Source organism: Escherichia sp. E1130 (assembly GCF_005781065.1).
In the GTDB taxonomy this organism is placed as follows: Bacteria; Pseudomonadota; Gammaproteobacteria; order Enterobacterales; family Enterobacteriaceae; genus Escherichia.
In genome coordinates, this window is the sequence record NZ_VATL01000016.1 from 27,613 (window position 1) to 47,508 (window position 19,896).

General features: G+C 50.1%; 17 protein-coding genes. 14 read left to right on the top strand and 3 right to left on the bottom strand.

Going from position 1 to position 19,896, the window contains the following annotated elements; genetic code table 11:
* Positions 1–6 precede the first annotated feature (6 nt).
* Both focA and ycaO read right to left on the bottom strand, forming a co-directional pair.
* A complete protein-coding gene (focA, locus tag FEK66_RS25830; RefSeq protein WP_059321627.1) occupies positions 7–864 on the bottom strand; it encodes a formate transporter FocA in 858 nt (285 codons plus the stop codon).
* A gap of 404 nt (positions 865–1,268) precedes the next feature.
* Complete coding sequence (gene ycaO, locus FEK66_RS15500; protein WP_131162335.1) at positions 1,269–3,029, bottom strand: 30S ribosomal protein S12 methylthiotransferase accessory factor YcaO; 1,761 nt, start codon at positions 3,027–3,029, stop codon at positions 1,269–1,271.
* Between the two features lie 129 nt (positions 3,030–3,158).
* Between ycaO and FEK66_RS15505 the strand changes: the two genes are divergently transcribed.
* From FEK66_RS15505 to FEK66_RS15575, 14 genes are all read left to right on the top strand, one after another.
* Entirely contained in the window at positions 3,159–3,851 is a 693-nt protein-coding gene (locus FEK66_RS15505) for a DUF421 domain-containing protein (RefSeq protein WP_130205321.1), read from the top strand.
* A 198-nt stretch (positions 3,852–4,049) separates the two neighbouring features.
* Positions 4,050–5,138, top strand: coding sequence for a 3-phosphoserine/phosphohydroxythreonine transaminase (gene serC / locus FEK66_RS15510; protein WP_135409786.1), 1,089 nt, complete (start codon positions 4,050–4,052; stop codon positions 5,136–5,138).
* Between the two features lie 70 nt (positions 5,139–5,208).
* Positions 5,209–6,492 carry a 3-phosphoshikimate 1-carboxyvinyltransferase gene (gene aroA / locus FEK66_RS15515; RefSeq protein WP_135493626.1) on the top strand — a complete coding sequence of 428 codons (1,284 nt, stop codon included), beginning with the start codon at positions 5,209–5,211 and terminating at the stop codon, positions 6,490–6,492.
* A gap of 164 nt (positions 6,493–6,656) precedes the next feature.
* Positions 6,657–7,421: a metallopeptidase YcaL gene (ycaL, locus tag FEK66_RS15525; protein WP_130205325.1), complete on the top strand. Its 765-nt coding sequence runs from the start codon at positions 6,657–6,659 to the stop codon at positions 7,419–7,421.
* A gap of 172 nt (positions 7,422–7,593) precedes the next feature.
* Entirely contained in the window at positions 7,594–8,277 is a 684-nt protein-coding gene (gene cmk, locus FEK66_RS15530) for a (d)CMP kinase (protein WP_000125014.1), read from the top strand.
* A 110-nt stretch (positions 8,278–8,387) separates the two neighbouring features.
* A complete protein-coding gene (gene rpsA, locus FEK66_RS15535) occupies positions 8,388–10,061 on the top strand; it encodes a 30S ribosomal protein S1 (RefSeq protein WP_000140327.1) in 1,674 nt (557 codons plus the stop codon).
* 159 nt (positions 10,062–10,220) lie between these two features.
* Positions 10,221–10,505, top strand: a complete 285-nt coding sequence (gene ihfB / locus FEK66_RS15540) for an integration host factor subunit beta (RefSeq protein WP_000167336.1) — start codon at positions 10,221–10,223, stop codon at positions 10,503–10,505.
* Between the two features lie 205 nt (positions 10,506–10,710).
* Positions 10,711–12,975: a ComEC family protein gene (locus FEK66_RS15545; RefSeq protein WP_138211496.1), complete on the top strand. Its 2,265-nt coding sequence runs from the start codon at positions 10,711–10,713 to the stop codon at positions 12,973–12,975.
* A gap of 36 nt (positions 12,976–13,011) precedes the next feature.
* Positions 13,012–14,760 carry a lipid A ABC transporter ATP-binding protein/permease MsbA gene (gene msbA, locus FEK66_RS15550; RefSeq protein ID WP_130205329.1) on the top strand — a complete coding sequence of 583 codons (1,749 nt, stop codon included), beginning with the start codon at positions 13,012–13,014 and terminating at the stop codon, positions 14,758–14,760.
* Positions 14,757–15,743 (top strand): tetraacyldisaccharide 4'-kinase, encoded by a 987-nt coding sequence (lpxK, locus tag FEK66_RS15555; protein WP_135493627.1) that lies wholly within the window; start codon positions 14,757–14,759, stop codon positions 15,741–15,743. The genes msbA and lpxK overlap by 4 nt, the downstream gene beginning before the upstream one ends.
* A gap of 36 nt (positions 15,744–15,779) precedes the next feature.
* Positions 15,780–17,012 (top strand): crosslink repair DNA glycosylase YcaQ, encoded by a 1,233-nt coding sequence (ycaQ, locus tag FEK66_RS15560; protein ID WP_135493628.1) that lies wholly within the window; start codon positions 15,780–15,782, stop codon positions 17,010–17,012.
* A 51-nt stretch (positions 17,013–17,063) separates the two neighbouring features.
* The gene (gene ycaR / locus FEK66_RS15565; protein WP_000350058.1) at positions 17,064–17,246 is read left to right on the top strand and encodes a protein YcaR; all 183 of its coding nucleotides are present in this window, start codon (positions 17,064–17,066) and stop codon (positions 17,244–17,246) included.
* The gene (gene kdsB, locus FEK66_RS15570) at positions 17,243–17,989 is read left to right on the top strand and encodes a 3-deoxy-manno-octulosonate cytidylyltransferase (protein WP_064528339.1); all 747 of its coding nucleotides are present in this window, start codon (positions 17,243–17,245) and stop codon (positions 17,987–17,989) included. The genes ycaR and kdsB overlap by 4 nt, the downstream gene beginning before the upstream one ends.
* Before the next feature lie 154 nt (positions 17,990–18,143).
* Positions 18,144–19,037, top strand: a complete 894-nt coding sequence (locus tag FEK66_RS15575; RefSeq protein ID WP_130205335.1) for a YcbJ family phosphotransferase — start codon at positions 18,144–18,146, stop codon at positions 19,035–19,037.
* Here FEK66_RS15575 and elyC read toward each other — a convergent pair.
* Positions 19,014–19,793, bottom strand: coding sequence for an envelope biogenesis factor ElyC (elyC, locus tag FEK66_RS15580; RefSeq protein ID WP_130260778.1), 780 nt, complete (start codon positions 19,791–19,793; stop codon positions 19,014–19,016). The genes FEK66_RS15575 and elyC overlap by 24 nt on opposite strands.
* Positions 19,794–19,896: the final 103 nt, after the last annotated feature.

Here is a 19,896-nt window from a genome sequence, read left to right on the forward strand (position 1 = left end):
CAACCATTAATGGTGATCGTTTTCACGCAGGTAAATGACCCAGTATGTCAACCCAACCAACAAACCACCGCCGATAATATTACCGATCGTAACCGGAATCAGGTTATCAGTGATGAAGTTCATCACGGTCAGGTGAGAAAAATTTTCCGGTGCAGAACCGACAGTGGTCCAGAATTCCGGAGATGCGAAGTCGCGGATTACAATACCCATCGGGATCATAAACATGTTTGCGATACTGTGCTCAAAACCGCTGGCAACAAACATCGCGACCGGCAGCACCATGATAAACGCTTTGTCCATCAGGCTGCGGCCAGAATAACTCATCCATACTGCCAGACATACCATCAGGTTTGCCAGGATACCAAGACAGACGGCCTCAATAAAAGTATGGTGCACTTTGTGGTCGGCGGTTTGTAGGACGTTTAGTCCCCATTGACCATTCGCGGTCATATATTCGCCAGAAAGCCACATTAAAAGTACAAACAGCAGTGCGCCGACCAGGTTGCCAAAATAGACATTTAGCCAGTTTTTCGCCAACTGACCCCAGGTGATGCGCCCACTCGCCTTGGCAACAACAATCAACACTGTGGAAGTAAAGAGATCGGCTCCGCAGACAACACAAAGAATCAGCCCCAGAGAGAAGCAAATGCCGCCAACCAGTTTTGCCATGCCGAAGGGCATTGTGCCTGTGCCAGTGGTTGCTGTGATATAGAAGACGAATGCGATTGAGATGAAAACACCGGCGGTAATCGCCAGATAGAAAGTCTTAAGCGGATGTTTCGTTGCTTTATAGACACCTGCCTCTTCGGCCACTTTGGCCATTGCAGCAGGAAGTAAAAGATCAAAAGGGTTGTCAGCTTTCACACTAACTCTCTCTTTATTAAGTCGGCGACGAGATACTAACAAAGCATTATAGATGAGAAATTGATATAGATCATATCTCGCCTGGCTTATAGGCCCGTAACTCGCATGGTTTTTATGCAAATACGGAGTAACTATTTGATTATCCAAATAAAAATAAATTTTAAAAATTAACAAATGAGTTGAATTTTTTCCGCATCCTCCGCTAAAACAGTTAATTAAAAGGGAGCATCAGGCGAATAAAGTAACAATATCGATCGTATTTATTAAATACAAATTACCGATATTTAACCTTATAATTACAATTATTTTATTAATGCAAATATATGTAAAGCGGGGCATTAAAAAACGCCCTGTAATATAACTCAGACGAATCATTAAGCCTACATTGCGTAGGCTATTTGATTTTATTTTGCCCAGAATGCTGCTTTGGCGCGCTGCAGCTTTTCGTAGGCCTTCAACAACGACTGATGTGCAGCAAACGCGTGCAGATCGCTATCTACTGGTTGCAGGCCATAAAACGCGGCTTCGCCACTCATTGCCGCGCTGGCTGCCTCAACCGCATCTGCACCGTACATACGAATAAATGCATTCAGATATTGCAGCGGTTGACGATCTTCTTCCTGAGCAAGCAGCAATAAAGTTTGCAGGCAGCGATAATAGTTGGCGCGTTCAGGGCTGAACACCGATGAATTAAATTCCATCGTCCATTCGGTCCAGACCAGAGCCTGTTCCATATCGCCGCCAGCCAGCGCCAGCATGGCTTTCAGCTCACCGATACGCAGGGTATACCAGCCATTATCTGGCCCGGTCGCCAGACCCAGCAGCTCACGCACGCGGGTAAAGTCATCAAAACCTTCTTCATCCAGTTGCTCAATGAGGTTCAGATAATCTTCTTTTTCCCACTCACTACCGGGCAGTGACAGAATTGTTTCCCGTAAATGGCTGCCCATACCGTTATTTGCCAGCCATAAATCTTCAGCCGGATAAATATCGGACATGCCAGGCACGATAATTCGGCAAGCGTAGACCCCCAGATGCTCGTAATCGGCAATATAAACTTCTTTATCTTCCTTTTTGAAGATAGCCATCAGCGTGGCGAACTCTTCTTCAGTGGTGCCGGAGAAGCTCCAGTCCACAAACGGATAATCGGCATCCTGCTTGAACAGGTCCCAGGAGATCAAACCGCTGGAGTCGATAAAGTGCGTTTCGAGGTTAGTATGTTCAGCGACTTCTTCATCATCGAAGGTTGGCGGAGTAAATACATCCAGGTCTTTCAGACCGCGACCTTGCAGCAGCTCGGTCACGGTACGTTCCAGTGCAACGCCAAAATCAGGATGCGCACCGAATGAGGCAAAGCAGGTGCCGTTAGCAGGATTAAACAGTACCACGCAAATCACCGGATACTGGCCGCCAAGGGAACCATCATATGCGAAGATCGGGAAACCTTCCGCTTCCAGCGTTTCGATCGCTTCAACTACTGCTGGATAACGCGCCAGCACGTCTGCTGGGATCTCTGGCAGGCTGATGCTTTCAGCAATAATGCGGTTTTTCACGTAGCGTTCGAAAACTTCGGACAACCCCTGAACGCGTGCTTCGTTGCGGGTATTACCTGCGGACATACCGTTAGAGACGTACAGGTTACCAATGATATTCATCGGAATATAAACGGTCTGATTGTCGGACTGACGCGTAAACGGCAGGCCGCAAATACCACGATCTTCGTTACCGGATTGCAGGTCAATCAGCATACTGCCGGTCAGTTCATTTTCCGGATCGTAAAACGCGCGCAGACGGTCATCGAGCAGCCCTTCTGGCACATCGTCATTTTCGGTCAGTGGGAACCATTTTTCGTTGGGATAATGCACGAACGGACCGTTGGCGATGGTTTCGCCCAGCCAGAAGTCCGCAAAAAAGTAGTTGGTAGACAGACGCTCGAAATATTCACCGAGGGCAGAAGCCAGCGCCGCTTTTTTGGTTGCGCCTTTGCCGTTGGTAAAACACAGGGCGCACTCTTTGTCGCGAATGTGCACGGACCAGACGTTAGGTACCGGATTCAGCCAGGAGGCCTCTTCAATCTGAAAACCGAGGTCGGAGAGTTTTTGCTGGAAGCGAGCGATGGAATCTTCCAGTGCGGCATCTTTGCCGGGGATAAATGTTTGCGTCATGAAAATCACTTTAGTCGTACGGAAAGCGCGCAATAATACGGGTTTTATCTCAAAGGTGCTATCACCGCCGCCACGCTGATGAACTGTTAGCTATGCTTTTAGCGGATAAACTACGATAAGAGCATAAAAATGAAGGCGTTCGATCTCCACCGTATGGCATTCGATAAAGTGCCTTTTGATTTCCTTGGCGAAGTTGCACTACGTAGTCTCTATACCTTTGTGTTGGTCTTTTTGTTCCTCAAAATGACAGGGAGACGCGGCGTGCGGCAAATGTCGCTATTTGAAGTATTAATCATTCTGACGCTGGGATCGGCGGCGGGGGATGTGGCGTTTTATGACGATGTGCCGATGGTCCCGGTGCTTATTGTCTTTATTACCCTGGCGTTGTTATACCGCCTGGTGATGTGGTTAATGGCGCACAGTGAAAAACTGGAAGATTTGCTGGAAGGTAAACCGGTTGTCATTATTGAAGATGGCGAGCTGGCCTGGTCGAAACTCAATAACTCCAACATGACGGAATTTGAGTTCTTTATGGAACTACGGTTACGTGGCGTGGAACAACTGGGGCAGGTGCGTCTGGCTATTCTCGAAACCAATGGCCAAATTAGCGTCTATTTCTTTGAAAATGACAAAGTAAAACCAGGCTTACTTATTTTACCCAGTGACTGTACTCAGCGTTACAAAGTGGTGCCGGAGTCGGCGGACTATGCATGCATCCGTTGCAGTGAAATCATTCATATGAACGCGGGGGAAAAACAATTATGTCCGCGCTGTGCAAATCCAGAATGGACGAAGGCAAGTCGGGCAAAACGGGTGACCTGACAGTAAAAACATCGGCTTTTTGCTAATAATCCGAGAGATTCTTTTGTGTGATGCAAGCCACATTTTTGCCCTCAACGGTTTTACTCATTGCGATGTGTGTCACTGAATGATAAAACCGATAGCCACAGGAATAATGTATTACCTGTGGTCGCAATCGATTGACCGCGGGTTAATAGCAACGCAACGTGGTGAGGGGAAATGGCTCAAATCTTCAATTTTAGTTCTGGTCCGGCAATGCTGCCGGCAGAGGTGCTTAAACAGGCTCAACAGGAACTGCGCGACTGGAACGGTCTTGGTACGTCGGTGATGGAAGTGAGTCACCGTGGCAAAGAGTTCATTCAGGTTGCAGAGGAAGCCGAGAAGGATTTTCGTGATCTTCTTAATATCCCCTCCAACTACAAAGTATTGTTCTGCCACGGCGGCGGTCGCGGTCAGTTTGCTGCTGTACCGCTGAATATTCTTGGTGATAAAACCGCCGCAGATTATGTTGATGCCGGTTACTGGGCGGCAAGTGCCATTAAAGAAGCGAAAAAATACTGCACGCCTAATGTCTTTGACGCCAAAGTGACTGTTGATGGTCTGCGCGCGGTTAAGCCAATGCGTGAATGGCAGCTCTCTGATAATGCTGCTTATATGCATTACTGCCCGAATGAAACCATTGATGGTATCGCCATCGACGAAACGCCAGACTTCGGCAAAGATGTGGTGGTCGCTGCCGACTTCTCTTCAACCATTCTTTCCCGTCCGATTGATGTCAGCCGTTATGGCGTAATTTACGCTGGTGCGCAGAAAAATATCGGCCCGGCTGGCCTGACAATCGTCATCGTTCGTGAAGATTTGCTGGGCAAAGCGAATATCGCTTGTCCGTCGATTCTGGATTATTCCATCCTCAACGATAACGACTCCATGTTTAACACGCCGCCAACGTTTGCCTGGTATCTGTCTGGTCTGGTCTTCAAATGGCTGAAAGCGAACGGCGGTGTGGTTGCAATGGATAAGATCAATCAGCAAAAAGCAGAACTGCTGTATGGGGTGATTGATAACAGCGATTTCTACCGCAATGATGTGGCGAAAGCTAACCGTTCGCGGATGAACGTGCCGTTCCAGTTGGCGGATAGCGCGCTTGATAAATTGTTCCTCGAAGAGTCTTTCGCTGCGGGCTTACATGCGCTGAAAGGTCACCGTGTGGTCGGCGGAATGCGTGCTTCTATTTATAACGCCATGCCGCTGGAAGGCGTTAAAGCACTGACAGACTTCATGGTTGAGTTCGAACGTCGTCACGGCTAATGCCGACATTTTGCGTAATCCCCACAGCCAGACTGTGGGGTTTTTATTTCTGTTGTAGAGAGTTGAGTTCATGGAATCCCTGACGTTGCACCCCATCGCCCGTGTCGATGGCACTATTAATCTGCCCGGTTCCAAGAGCGTTTCTAACCGCGCTTTATTGCTGGCGGCATTAGCACACGGCAACACAGTATTAACTAATCTGCTGGATAGCGATGACGTGCGCCATATGCTGAATGCATTAACGGCGTTAGGGGTAAGTTACACGCTTTCAGCCGATCGTACGCGTTGCGAAATCATCGGTAACGGCGGTCCATTACACGCAGAAAGCGCGCTGGAGTTGTTTCTTGGAAACGCCGGAACGGCTATGCGTCCGCTGGCGGCGGCACTTTGTCTGGGAAACAATGATATTGTCCTGACTGGTGAGCCGCGTATGAAAGAACGCCCGATTGGTCATCTGGTGGATGCGTTGCGCCAGGGCGGAGCGAAAATCACTTACCTGGAACAAGATAATTATCCACCGTTGCGTTTACAGGGCGGTTTTACTGGCGGCAACGTTGACGTTGATGGCTCCGTTTCCAGCCAGTTCCTCACCGCACTGTTAATGACTGCGCCTCTTGCGCCGAAAGATACAGTTATTCGTATTAAAGGTGATCTGGTTTCTAAACCTTATATCGATATCACGCTCAACCTGATGAAAACGTTTGGTGTTGCGATTGAAAATCAGCACTATCAACAATTTGTCGTAAAAGGGGGGCAGTCTTATCAGTCTCCGGGTACTTATTTGGTCGAAGGAGATGCATCTTCAGCTTCTTACTTCCTGGCAGCAGCAGCAATCAAAGGCGGCACGGTAAAAGTGACCGGCATTGGACGCAACAGTATGCAGGGCGATATTCGATTTGCTGATGTACTGGAAAAAATGGGGGCGGCCATTAGCTGGGGCGATGATTATATTGCCTGCACGCGTGGCGAACTGAACGCCATCGATATGGATATGAACCATATTCCCGATGCGGCGATGACCATTGCCACGACGGCGTTATTTGCAAAAGGCACAACCACGCTGCGCAATATTTATAACTGGCGCGTAAAAGAAACGGATCGCCTGTTCGCGATGGCAACAGAGCTACGTAAAGTCGGTGCAGAAGTTGAAGAGGGGCACGATTTCATTCGCATAACTCCACCGGAAAAACTGAACTTTGCCGAGATCGCGACATACAATGATCACCGGATGGCGATGTGTTTCTCGCTGGTGGCATTGTCAGATACGCCAGTGACGATTCTTGACCCCAAATGTACGGCTAAAACCTTCCCGGATTACTTCGAACAACTGGCGCGGATAAGCCAACCAGCTTGAATAACGGGCGATAAATAGACAAATATTTCTTTCTAAAAGCGTCGGCACACTGCCGGCGTTTTTTTTCGGACCTTGTGAGTCATTTTGAACAGTGGTAACGTCGATCATCAATGTAAGTTATTGATACATAATATTTATATATGATTAATCAACGGATGATTCACATGAAGAATACTAAATTACTGCTGGCGATTGCGACTTCTGCAGCACTACTGACAGGGTGTCAAAATACTCACGGTATTGATACCAATATGGCTATCAGCTCCGGTTTAAATGCCTATAAAGCTGCAACGTTAAGCGACGCCGATGCAAAAGCCATTGCCAATCAGGGCTGTACCGAAATGGACAGCGGCAATCAAGTTGCAAGCAAATCCAGCAAGTACGGTAAACGTCTGGCAAAAATCGCCAAAGCATTGGGTAACAACATTAACGGTACGCCGGTCAACTATAAGGTTTATATGACCAGCGACGTTAACGCATGGGCGATGGCAAATGGCTGTGTCCGTGTCTACAGTGGCCTGATGGACATGATGAACGACAACGAAATTGAAGGCGTTCTGGGTCATGAACTGGGACACGTTGCATTGGGTCACTCACTGGCTGAAATGAAAGCATCTTATGCGATCGTTGCCGCACGTGATGCAATTTCCGCCACCAGCGGTGTTGCTTCCCAGCTTTCTCGCTCGCAACTGGGCGATATCGCAGAAGGCGCTATCAATGCTAAGTACTCCCGCGATAAAGAGTCTGAAGCAGATGATTTCTCCTTTGATCTGCTGAAGAAACGTGGCATTAACACCCAGGGACTGGTCGGTAGCTTTGAAAAACTGGCCAGCCTGGATGGCGGTCGTACTCAGTCTATGTTTGACTCTCATCCACCATCAGCAGAGCGTGCACAGCACATCCGCGATCGTATTGCCTCCGGTAAGTAAATCATTGTCATCTTTCGGGCTGGTCTTTCGCCAGCCCGCTATAATTGCGCAATAAATCCCCATCTGAATACAGACAAAACTGGTTTTTGCACACAACGTTAACGATTTGTGGCGCCGACGCGTATAATGCGCGCGGTTATGTTAACGGTACGCCTGTTTTAAGGAGATAAAGATGACGGCAATTGCCCCGGTTATTACCATTGATGGCCCAAGCGGTGCAGGGAAAGGCACCTTGTGTAAGGCTATGGCGGAAGCGTTGCAATGGCATCTGCTGGACTCGGGTGCAATTTATCGCGTACTGGCACTGGCGGCATTACATCACCATGTTGATGTTGCGTCGGAAGATGCGCTGGTGCCGCTGGCATCCCATCTGGATGTACGTTTTGTGTCGACCAATGGCAATCTGGAAGTGATCCTCGAAGGGGAAGATGTCAGCGGCGAAATTCGTACTCAGGAAGTGGCGAATGCTGCTTCACAAGTCGCTGCATTCCCACGCGTTCGTGAAGCATTATTGCGTCGCCAACGCGCATTCCGGGAGTTACCCGGTTTGATCGCCGATGGTCGCGATATGGGGACAGTGGTATTCCCTGATGCGCCAGTAAAAATTTTCCTTGACGCCTCCTCGGAAGAACGTGCGCATCGCCGCATGCTACAGTTGCAGGAGAAGGGCTTTAGTGTTAACTTTGAGCGCCTTTTGGCCGAGATCAAAGAACGCGACGACCGCGATCGTAATCGCGCGGTAGCGCCCTTGGTTCCGGCAGCCGATGCTTTAGTTTTGGATTCCACCACCTTAAGCATTGAGCAAGTGATTGAAAAAGCGTTACACTACGCGCGCCAAAAATTGGCTCTCGCATAAGCGACCGAATTTGCAGTACCCCCGTTGCAATGGAATGACAGCGGGTATGTTAAACAACCCCATCCGGCACGGAGCCAGGTGGACGTTAAATATAAACCTGAAGATTAAACATGACTGAATCTTTTGCTCAACTCTTTGAAGAGTCCTTAAAAGAAATCGAAACCCGCCCGGGTTCTATCGTTCGTGGCGTTGTTGTTGCTATCGACAAAGATGTAGTACTGGTTGACGCTGGTCTGAAATCTGAGTCTGCCATCCCGGCTGAGCAGTTCAAAAACGCCCAGGGCGAACTGGAAATCCAGGTAGGTGACGAAGTTGACGTTGCTCTGGACGCAGTAGAAGACGGCTTCGGTGAAACTCTGCTGTCCCGTGAGAAAGCTAAACGTCACGAAGCCTGGATCACGCTGGAAAAAGCTTACGAAGATGCTGAAACTGTTACCGGTGTTATCAACGGCAAAGTTAAGGGCGGCTTCACTGTTGAGCTGAACGGTATTCGTGCGTTCCTGCCAGGTTCTCTGGTAGACGTTCGTCCGGTGCGTGACACTCTGCACCTGGAAGGCAAAGAGCTTGAATTCAAAGTAATCAAGCTGGATCAGAAGCGCAACAACGTTGTTGTTTCTCGTCGTGCCGTTATCGAATCCGAAAACAGCGCAGAGCGCGATCAGCTGCTGGAAAACCTGCAGGAAGGCATGGAAGTTAAAGGTATCGTTAAGAACCTCACTGACTACGGTGCATTCGTTGATCTGGGCGGCGTTGACGGCCTGCTGCACATCACTGACATGGCCTGGAAACGCGTTAAGCATCCGAGCGAAATCGTCAACGTGGGCGACGAAATCACTGTTAAAGTGCTGAAGTTCGACCGCGAACGTACCCGTGTATCCCTGGGCCTGAAACAGCTGGGCGAAGATCCGTGGGTAGCTATCGCTAAACGTTATCCGGAAGGTACCAAACTGACTGGTCGCGTGACCAACCTGACCGACTACGGCTGCTTCGTTGAAATCGAAGAAGGCGTTGAAGGCCTGGTACACGTTTCCGAAATGGATTGGACCAACAAAAACATCCACCCGTCCAAAGTTGTTAACGTTGGCGATGTAGTGGAAGTTATGGTTCTGGATATCGACGAAGAACGTCGTCGTATCTCCCTGGGTCTGAAACAGTGCAAAGCTAACCCGTGGCAGCAGTTCGCGGAAACCCACAACAAGGGCGACCGTGTTGAAGGTAAAATCAAGTCTATCACTGACTTTGGTATCTTCATCGGCCTGGACGGCGGCATCGACGGCCTGGTTCACCTGTCTGACATCTCCTGGAACGTTGCAGGCGAAGAAGCAGTTCGTGAATACAAAAAAGGCGACGAAATCGCTGCAGTTGTTCTGCAGGTTGACGCAGAACGTGAACGTATCTCCCTGGGCGTTAAACAGCTCGCAGAAGATCCGTTCAACAACTGGGTTGCTCTGAACAAGAAAGGCGCTATCGTAACCGGTAAAGTAACTGCAGTTGACGCTAAAGGCGCAACCGTAGAACTGGCTGACGGCGTTGAAGGTTACCTGCGTGCTTCTGAAGCATCCCGTGACCGCGTTGAAGACGCTACCCTGGTTCTGAGCGTTGGCGACGAAGTTGAAGCTAAATTCACTGGCGTTGATCGTAAAAACCGTGCTATCAGCCTGTCTGTTCGTGCGAAAGACGAAGCTGACGAGAAAGATGCAATCGCAACTGTTAACAAACAGGAAGATGCAAACTTCTCCAACAACGCAATGGCTGAAGCTTTCAAAGCAGCTAAAGGCGAGTAATTCTCTGACTCTTCGGGATTTTTATTCCGAAGTTTGCTGAGTTTACTTGACAGATTGCAGGTTTCGTCCTGTAATCAAGCACTAAGGGCGGCTACGGCCGCCCTTAATCAATGCAGCAACAGCAGCCGTTAAATTTGCCTTTAAGGAACCGGAGGAATCATGACCAAGTCAGAATTGATAGAAAGACTTGCCACCCAGCAATCGCACATTCCCGCCAAGACGGTTGAAGATGCAGTAAAAGAGATGCTGGAGCATATGGCCTCGACTCTTGCGCAGGGCGAGCGTATTGAAATCCGCGGTTTCGGCAGTTTCTCTTTGCACTACCGCGCACCGCGTACCGGACGTAATCCGAAGACTGGCGATAAAGTAGAGCTGGAAGGAAAATACGTTCCTCACTTTAAACCAGGTAAAGAACTGCGCGATCGCGCCAATATTTACGGTTAAGTTTTAGTAAAACTTGAACGCGGAAAAAGCACCTGTCGGGTGCTTTTTTCATTTCTGCAATATGGTTCTGGAAGCTGTCTCGCAGAGTTGTGTACAGTTTTCATCATCCTGCTAAATTCTTCTGAACGTGTCTCTGGCAACGCAAAACTCCCGCCAGACAACCACTCAACAAAGTTGCACACTTTCCAAAAACAGGGAGGAGTGCATGAAAATAACGACAGTTAGCCTGTGCATAATTTGCGGGATTTTTCCGCTGCTGATTTTGCCGCAGTTGCCTGGGACATTAACTCTTGCGAGTCTGACTGTATTCGTCTGCGTACTGGCATTTATTCCTGTTAAAGTCGTCCGTTATTTCACGCTGACATTGCTGTTTTTTCTTTGGGGCGTGTTGGCGGCGAAGCAAATTCTGTGGGCAGGAGAAAACTTAACTGGCGCGACGCAGGATGCAGTCGTCGAGATTACCGCCACTGACGGCATGACCACGCATTACGGGAAAATTACTCATCTACAAGGGCGGCGGTTATTCCCCGCGCCAGGCATCGCGCTATATGGCGAATATTTGCCACAATCGGTATGCGCCGGGCAACGATGGTCGATGAAACTCAAAGTGCGTGCTGTTCATGGTCAACTTAATGATGGCGGCTTTGACAGCCAGCGTTATGCCATTGCCCAGCATCAGCCACTTACCGGACGTTTTCTGCAAGCAAGCGTCATTGAACCAGGTTGTAGCCTACGTGCGCAATATCTGGCATCCCTGCAAACGACGCTGCAGCCGTATTCATGGCAGACGGTGATGCTCGGCTTAGGAATGGGTGAACGGTTATCGGTATCTAAAGAAATTAAAAATATAATGCGCGATACTGGTACGGCACATTTAATGGCGATATCGGGTTTACACATCGCTTTTGCAGCATTACTGGCTGCGGGGCTAATTCGTGGCGGGCAAATTTTCCTCCCCGGGCGTTGGATTTACTGGCAGATGCCATTAATCGGTGGAGTTTGCTGCGCTGCTTTTTATGCCTGGCTTACCGGTATGCAGCCGCCTGCATTGCGTACCGTGGTGGCGCTTGCGACCTGGGGAGCGCTCAAATTGAGCGGCCGGCAATGGAGTGGTTGGGATGTGTGGATATGCTGCCTGGCAGCAATTCTGCTGATGGATCCTGTCGCTATCCTCTCGCAAAGTTTGTGGCTCTCTGCCGCAGCGGTGGCCGCGCTGATATTTTGGTATCAGTGGTTTCCCTGCCCAGTCTGGTCGTTGCCGCCTGTATTGCAATCTATTGTTTCACTTATCCATCTGCAACTTGGTATAACACTCCTGCTAATGCCGGTGCAAATAGTCATGTTTCATGGCGTTAGTCTGACTTCATTTATGGCAAATTTGTTCGCTATTCCCTTAGTGACATTTATTTCGGTTCCGTTGATCCTCGCCGCGATGGTTGTGCATTTAATCGGGCCATTAATCCTGGAACAAGGTATATGGTTTCTTGCCGATCGGTCCTTAGCTTTACTTTTTTGGGGGTTAAAGAGTTTGCCTGAAGGGTGGATAAGCATTGCTGAACGTTGGCAATGGCTATCATTTTCGCCCTGGTTATTACTGGTGATATGGCGACTAAACGCATGGCAAACGTTGCCTGCGGTGTGTATGGCTGGAGGAATTATAATGTGTTGGCCACTGTGGCAAAAACCACGGTCTGATGAGTGGCAGGTTTATATGCTTGATGTCGGGCAAGGGCTGGCAATGGTGATCGCTCGAAACGGTAAAGCGGTTCTCTATGATACAGGGCTCGCCTGGCCGGAGGGGGACAGTGGGCAACAACTGATTATTCCCTGGCTCCGCTGGCATGACCTTGAACCGGAAGGCGTTATTCTTAGTCATGAACATCTTGATCACCGGGGTGGACTGGACTCGATATTACATGCCTGGCCGACGTTATGGGTAAGAAGCCCCTTAAACTGGGTGCATCATCAGCCCTGCGTGCGTGGCGAAGCGTGGCAGTGGCAAGGATTGCAGTTTAGTGTGCACTGGCCTTTGCAAGGGAGTAACGAAAAGGGAAATAACCATTCCTGTGTGATTAAGGTTGATGATGGAACACATAGCATTCTTTTGACTGGCGATATTGAAGCCCCCGCTGAACAAAAAATGCTAAGTCATTACTGGCAACAGGTTCAGGCAACTTTGATTCAGGTACCCCATCACGGTAGTAATACCTCGTCATCAGTGCCATTGATTCAGCGGGTAAATGGAAAAATGGCACTGGCATCGGCATCGCGCTATAACGCATGGCGATTGCCCTCCAGTAAAGTTAAACTTCGCTATCAACTACAAGGATATCAATGGGTTGATACCCCACATCAGGGGCAAATAACGGTCTATTTTTCAGCGCAAGGTTGGCGGGTGAGCAGCCTAAGGGAGCAAATTTTACCTCGTTGGTATCATCAGTGGTTTGGCGTGCCAGTGGATAACGGGTAGAATATGCGGCTATTTCAACAAATGCTGGTTTTTTGAATGCATAACGACAAAGATCTCTCTACGTGGCAGACATTCCGCCGACTGTGGCCAACCATTGCGCCTTTTAAAGCGGGTCTGATCGTGGCGGGCATAGCGTTAATTCTCAACGCAGCCAGCGATACCTTCATGTTATCGCTCCTTAAGCCGCTTCTCGATGATGGCTTTGGTAAAACAGATCGCTCCGTGCTGATGTGGATGCCGCTGGTGGTTATCGGCCTGATGATTTTACGTGGTATCACCAGTTATATCTCCAGCTACTGTATCTCCTGGGTATCAGGAAAAGTGGTTATGACCATGCGTCGACGTCTGTTCGGCCACATGATGGGAATGCCAGTGTCATTTTTTGACAAACAATCAACCGGGACACTGCTTTCACGTATTACTTACGATTCTGAACAGGTTGCTTCGTCATCTTCCGGCGCGCTGATTACGGTGGTGCGTGAAGGTGCTTCCATTATCGGTCTGTTCGCCATGATGTTCTATTACAGCTGGCAGCTGTCGATCATTTTGATTGTGTTGGCGCCGATTGTCTCGATTGCGATTCGTATCGTATCGAAGCGTTTTCGCAGCATCAGTAAAAACATGCAGAACACCATGGGGCAGGTGACCACCAGTGCTGAACAGATGCTGAAAGGCCACAAAGAAGTATTGATTTTTGGCGGCCAGGAAGTAGAAACAAAGCGTTTTGATAAGGTCAGCAACAAGATGCGTTTGCAGGGGATGAAGATGGTTTCTGCTTCTTCCATCTCTGACCCGATCATTCAGCTGATCGCCTCTCTGGCGCTGGCATTTGTTCTCTACGCTGCGAGCTTCCCAAGCGTGATGGATAGCCTGACTGCCGGTACGATTACTGTCGTCTTCTCTTCGATGATTGCACTGATGCGTCCGTTGAAATCGCTGACCAACGTTAACGCCCAGTTCCAACGCGGGATGGCGGCATGTCAGACGCTGTTTACCATTCTGGATAGTGAACAGGAGAAAGACGAAGGTAAACGCGAGATTGAGCGTGCTACTGGTGACGTTGAATTCCGCAATGTCACTTTTACCTATCCGGGGCGTGAAGTCCCTGCGCTGCGTAATATCAACCTGAAGATCCCGGCAGGGAAAACAGTGGCTTTGGTAGGGCGTTCTGGGTCGGGTAAATCGACCATTGCCAGCCTGATCACCCGTTTTTATGATATCGATGAAGGCGAGATCCTGATGGATGGTCACGATCTGCGCGAGTATACCCTGGCGTCTTTACGTAACCAGGTTGCTCTGGTGTCGCAGAATGTCCATCTGTTTAATGACACGGTTGCCAACAACATTGCTTACGCCCGTACTGAACAGTACAGCCGTGAGCAGATTGAAGAAGCGGCACGTATGGCCTATGCCATGGACTTTATCAATAAGATGGATAACGGTCTTGATACGGTGATTGGTGAAAACGGCGTGTTGCTTTCTGGCGGCCAGCGCCAGCGTATTGCCATTGCCCGTGCCTTGCTGCGTGATAGCCCAATTCTGATTCTGGATGAAGCCACTTCGGCGCTGGACACCGAATCCGAACGCGCGATTCAGGCGGCGCTGGACGAGTTGCAGAAAAACCGTACCTCACTGGTGATTGCCCACCGCTTGTCTACCATTGAAAAGGCAGACGAAATTGTGGTCGTCGAGGACGGGATCATTGTGGAACGCGGTACGCATAACGATTTGCTTGAGCACCGTGGAGTCTACGCGCAACTTCATAAAATGCAGTTTGGCCAATGATCGAAAAAATCTGGTCTGGTGAATCCCCTTTGTGGCGGTTATTGCTGCCACTCTCCTGGTTGTATGGCCTGGTGAGTGGCGCTATCCGTCTTTGCTATAAACTAAAACTGAAGCGCGCCTGGCGAGCCCCCGTACCGGTTGTCGTGGTTGGTAATCTCACCGCAGGCGGCAACGGAAAAACTCCGGTGGTTGTCTGGCTGGTGGAACAACTACAAAAGCGCGGTATTCGTGTTGGCGTAGTGTCACGGGGCTATGGCGGTAAAGCTGAGTCGTATCCGCTGTTATTGTCGGCAGATACCACCACCGCACAGGCGGGCGATGAACCGGTGCTGATTTATCAGCGTACGGGTGCACCTGTTGCAGTTTCTCCTGTCCGTTCAGATGCGGTAAAAGCCATTCTGGCGCAATATCCCGATGTGCAGATTATCGTGACTGATGACGGTTTACAGCACTATCGTCTGGCGCGTGATGTGGAAATCGTCGTCATCGATGGCGTGCGTCGCTTTGGCAATGGCTGGTGGTTGCCGGCGGGGCCAATGCGCGAGCGCGCGGGGCGCTTAAAATCGGTTGATGCGGTAATCGTCAACGGCGGTGTCCCCCGCAGCGGTGAAATCCCCATGCATCTGCTGCCGGGTCAGGCGGTGAATTTACGTACCGGTACGCGTTGTGATGTTGCTCAGCTTGAACATGTGGTGGCGATGGCGGGGATTGGTCACCCGCCGCGATTTTTTGCCACACTAAAGATGTGCGGTATACAACCGGAAAAATGTGTGCCGCTGGCAGATCATCAATCTTTGAATCATGCGGATGTCAGCGCACTATTAAGCGCCGGGCAAACACTGGTCATGACTGAAAAAGATGCGGTGAAATGTCGGGCTTTTGCAGAAGAAAACTGGTGGTATTTGCCCGTTGACGCACAGCTTACGGGCGATGAACCAGAGAAACTGCTCGCACAACTTTCCTCGCTGGCTTCTGGCAACTAATTCAGCCGCGGCAGCGTTTAATTGACGGAGCAATGAATGACGCTGCCTTATCTCTCCCTCACCGATGCACGAAATCTTCATCTCACCGCGCAAGGGCTGTTAAACAAGCCCCGTCGTCGCGCGTCGCCGGAAGATATTCTGGCTACCATTTCTCGCATGTCCTTGCTGCAAATCGATACCATCAATATTGTTGCCCGTAGTCCATATCTGGTGCTTTTCAGTCGTCTGGGAAATTATCCTGCGCAGTGGCTGGATGAGTCTCTGGCGTGTGGCGAATTAATGGAATACTGGGCGCATGAAGCCTGCTTTATGCCGCGTAGCGATTTTCGTCTTATTCGCCACCGCATGCTGGCACCTGAAAAAATGGGCTGGAAATACAAAGATGCCTGGATGCAGGAACATGTGGCGGAAATTGAACAGTTAATTCAGCATATTCATGATAAGGGGCCGGTACGTTCAGCCGATTTTGAGCATCCTCGTAAAGGGGCGAGCGGCTGGTGGGAGTGGAAGCCGCATAAACGGCATCTGGAAGGGCTCTTTACCGCCGGAAAGGTGATGGTGATTGAACGGCGCAACTTCCAGCGCGTTTATGATTTAACCCACCGTGTCATGCCTGACTGGGATGATGAGCGAGATCTCATTTCGCAAACAGAAGCAGAAATCATCATGCTGGATAACAGTGCGCGCAGCCTGGGAATATTTCGCGAACAGTGGCTGGCGGATTACTACCGGCTGAAACGTCCGGCGCTGGCGGCGTGGCGCGAAGCGAGGGCTGAACAGCAGCAAATCATTGCTGTGCATGTTGAAAAATTGGGTAATCTTTGGCTGCATGCTGATTTGCTGCCGCTACTCGAACGTGCGCTCGCCGGAAAGCTCACTGCAACGCACAGCGCGGTACTTTCGCCTTTTGATCCTGTTGTCTGGGATCGTAAACGGGCGGAGCAACTTTTTGATTTTAGCTACCGGCTGGAGTGCTACACGCCAGCGCCCAAACGCCAGTATGGTTATTTCGTTCTACCGTTATTGCATCGTGGGCAATTAGTTGGGCGAATGGATTCTAAGATGCATCGCCAGACTGGCATCTTTGAAGTGCTCTCTCTCTGGCTACAGGATGGGGTAAAACCAACAGTGACCCTTCAAAAAGGGCTGCGTCAGGCGATTACGGATTTTGCTCACTGGCAGCAGGCAACGCGAGTAACAATAGGGCGCTGCCCGCACGGTTTCTTTACCGATTACCGCACTGGCTGGGAAATAGACCCCGACGCATAAATGATTATGATAAGATTTATGCATTCATAACCCGATCCATCTGGAGGAACTATGGATCATCGTCTGCTTGAAATCATTGCCTGCCCGGTTTGCAACGGCAAACTTTGGTATAACCAGGAAAAACAAGAACTTATTTGCAAACTGGACAACCTGGCTTTTCCGCTGCGCGATGGCATTCCAGTGCTGCTGGAAACGGAAGCCCGCGTGCTGACTGCTGATGAGAGTAAATCATGAGTTTTGTGGTCATTATTCCCGCGCGCTACGCTTCCACGCGTCTGCCAGGTAAGCCGCTGGTCGATATTAACGGCAAACCTATGATTGTTCATGTACTCGAACGCGCGCGCGAATCAGGTGCCGAGCGCATCATCGTCGCAACCGATCATGAGGATGTCGCCCGCGCTGTTGAAGCTGCTGGCGGTGAAGTATGCATGACGCGTGCAGATCACCAGTCAGGTACAGAACGCCTGGCGGAGGTTGTCGAAAAATGCGCGTTCAGCGACGACACGGTGATTGTGAATGTGCAGGGTGATGAACCGATGATCCCCGCGACAATCATTCGTCAGGTTGCTGATAACCTTGCCCAGCGTCAGGTTGGAATGGCGACCTTGGCTGTGCCTATCCACAGTGCGGAAGAAGCCTTTAACCCGAATGCGGTTAAAGTTGTTCTCGACGCCGAAGGTTATGCGCTCTACTTCTCGCGTGCCACTATCCCGTGGGATCGTGACCGTTTTGCGAAAGGTCTGGAAACCGTAGGAGATAACTTCCTGCGCCATCTCGGCATTTATGGCTATCGTGCAGGTTTTATCCGCCGCTATGTTAACTGGCAGCCAAGCCCGTTAGAACATATCGAAATGTTAGAACAGCTTCGTGTGCTGTGGTATGGAGAAAAAATCCATGTTGCTGTCGCCCAGGAGGTTCCTGGCACCGGTGTAGATACTCCCGAAGATCTTGAGCGTGTTCGCGCTGAAATGGCTTAATTTTTCCCCACGACACTCCATCTCAATTTTGGGAGGAGTGTCGTATCGTTACGATTCTCTTCATTTTTTCCCTTCAACAATTGATCTCATTCAGGTGACATCTTTTACATTGGCGCTCATTATGAAAGCAGTAGCTTTTATGAGGGTAATCTGAATGGAACAGCTGCGTGCCGAACTAAGCCATTTACTGGGCGAAAGATTGAGTCGTATAGAGTGTGTGAATGAAAAAGCAGACACAACTCTGTGGGCGTTGTATGACAGCCAGGGAAACCCGATGCCGCTCATGGCGCGAAGTTTTTCTACCCCGGGGCAGGCCAGACAGCTGGCATGGAAAACCACCATGCTGGCTCGGAGCGGGACTGTTCGCATGCCGACTATCTATGGCGTGATGACGCATGAAGAACATCCCGGTCCCGATGTCTTGTTGCTGGAGCGGATGCGCGGTGTTTCTGTGGAAGCCCCCGCAAGAACGCCAGAGCGCTGGGAACATCTGAAAGATCAAATTGTTGAAGCATTGCTGGCCTGGCACCGTCAGGACAGCCGCGGATGTGTTGGCGCGGTTGACAATACTCAGGAAAATTTCTGGCCTTCCTGGTATCGTCAGCACGTTGAAATGCTGTGGGCGACGCTCAATCAGTTCAATAACACAGGTTTAACCATGCAGGATAAGCGGATTCTGTTTCGCACTCGTGAATGTCTGCCGGTGTTGTTTGAAGGTTTTAACGATAATTGTGTGCTGATTCACGGCAATTTCTGTTTGCGTAGCATGCTGAAAGATTCCCGTAGCGATCAGCTCCTGGCGATGGTCGGACCGGGGTTAATGCTCTGGGCACCGCGTGAGTATGAATTATTCCGGTTGATGGATAACACCCTGGCGGAAGATTTGCTCTGGAGTTACCTTCAACGCGCGCCAGTGGCGGAGTCTTTCATCTGGCGGCGTTGGCTGTATGTGTTATGGGATGAAGTTGCGCAACTGGTCAATACCGGGCGGTTTAACCGTAGCAACTTTGATCTGGCGACTAAATCACTCCTGCCGTGGCTCGCCTGACGTACCTTTTAGCCACTGCCAGATGCGGCCAAGCGTTTCATAGCCAACGCGGTCGCTATGCATTAACCAGACCGGAGAGGGGATTGCCCGTTCCCACGGATTAAGCGGCGAGTCGATTGCCAACTGGTTCGCCGGGGCTGGCAGCGGATTTAGCCCTTCCTGCTGAAAAAAGATCATCGCGCGTGGCAAATGAGACGCAGATGTCACCAGCAGGAAAGGGGCATCGCCAATCGCCTGTTTCACTGCGGCAGCTTCTTCTTCGGTATCTTTTGGTAAATCCAGTGTGATAATTTGCTCGCGTGGGACACCCAACGATTGCGCCACTCTGGCACCTACTTCCGCTGTACTCACCGTATTGGTTTTTGCTACGCCTCCCGTGAAGATCAGCTTTGATCCCGGATTTTCGCGCCATAAGCGAATACCTTCATTCAGGCGCGGCAAACTGTTATTGATTAAATTAGAGCTCGGTGCCCACTGCGGGTTCCAGGTATAACCACCTCCGAGCACCACGATATAGTCCACTTTTTGCGAATTATTCCATGTCGGATAGGTGCTTTCGATGGGACGCAGCAGGCGGTCGGCTACCGGTTGCAAACTCAATAACAAGAGCGCCAGCCACCCAATGCTAATAAAAATCTTCCCGGTTTTTTGAAAACGGCTAAACCACAGCAGCGCCAGGCCAGCACCAATAATCAACAACATCAGCGGAAGTGGCAGCAGCATGCCGCCAATCACTTTTTTCAGCGTAAAAAGCATCCTTTCTGGTTCCTTTTTTGACCATATAGCAAGGGATCGCCAGCGATATTACACCAGACGGGTTCATTCTCGCCGTGGCTGTGACAAAATAGCGTCTTTATCA

Bases quoted from the DNA above. Each gene is read 5' to 3' on its own strand.
- ycaO (WP_131162335.1), bottom strand. From the start codon at position 3,029: ATGACGCAAACATTTATCCCCGGCAAAGATGCCGCACTGGAAGATTCC.
- FEK66_RS15505 (WP_130205321.1), top strand. From the start codon at position 3,159: ATGAAGGCGTTCGATCTCCACCGTATGGCATTCGATAAAGTGCCTTTT.
- serC (WP_135409786.1), top strand. From the start codon at position 4,050: ATGGCTCAAATCTTCAATTTTAGTTCTGGTCCGGCAATGCTGCCGGCA.
- aroA (WP_135493626.1), top strand. From the start codon at position 5,209: ATGGAATCCCTGACGTTGCACCCCATCGCCCGTGTCGATGGCACTATT.
- ycaL (WP_130205325.1), top strand. From the start codon at position 6,657: ATGAAGAATACTAAATTACTGCTGGCGATTGCGACTTCTGCAGCACTA.
- cmk (WP_000125014.1), top strand. From the start codon at position 7,594: ATGACGGCAATTGCCCCGGTTATTACCATTGATGGCCCAAGCGGTGCA.
- rpsA (WP_000140327.1), top strand. From the start codon at position 8,388: ATGACTGAATCTTTTGCTCAACTCTTTGAAGAGTCCTTAAAAGAAATC.
- ihfB (WP_000167336.1), top strand. From the start codon at position 10,221: ATGACCAAGTCAGAATTGATAGAAAGACTTGCCACCCAGCAATCGCAC.
- FEK66_RS15545 (WP_138211496.1), top strand. From the start codon at position 10,711: ATGAAAATAACGACAGTTAGCCTGTGCATAATTTGCGGGATTTTTCCG.
- msbA (WP_130205329.1), top strand. From the start codon at position 13,012: ATGCATAACGACAAAGATCTCTCTACGTGGCAGACATTCCGCCGACTG.
- lpxK (WP_135493627.1), top strand. From the start codon at position 14,757: ATGATCGAAAAAATCTGGTCTGGTGAATCCCCTTTGTGGCGGTTATTG.
- ycaQ (WP_135493628.1), top strand. From the start codon at position 15,780: ATGACGCTGCCTTATCTCTCCCTCACCGATGCACGAAATCTTCATCTC.
- ycaR (WP_000350058.1), top strand. From the start codon at position 17,064: ATGGATCATCGTCTGCTTGAAATCATTGCCTGCCCGGTTTGCAACGGC.
- kdsB (WP_064528339.1), top strand. From the start codon at position 17,243: ATGAGTTTTGTGGTCATTATTCCCGCGCGCTACGCTTCCACGCGTCTG.
- FEK66_RS15575 (WP_130205335.1), top strand. From the start codon at position 18,144: ATGGAACAGCTGCGTGCCGAACTAAGCCATTTACTGGGCGAAAGATTG.
- elyC (WP_130260778.1), bottom strand. From the start codon at position 19,793: ATGCTTTTTACGCTGAAAAAAGTGATTGGCGGCATGCTGCTGCCACTT.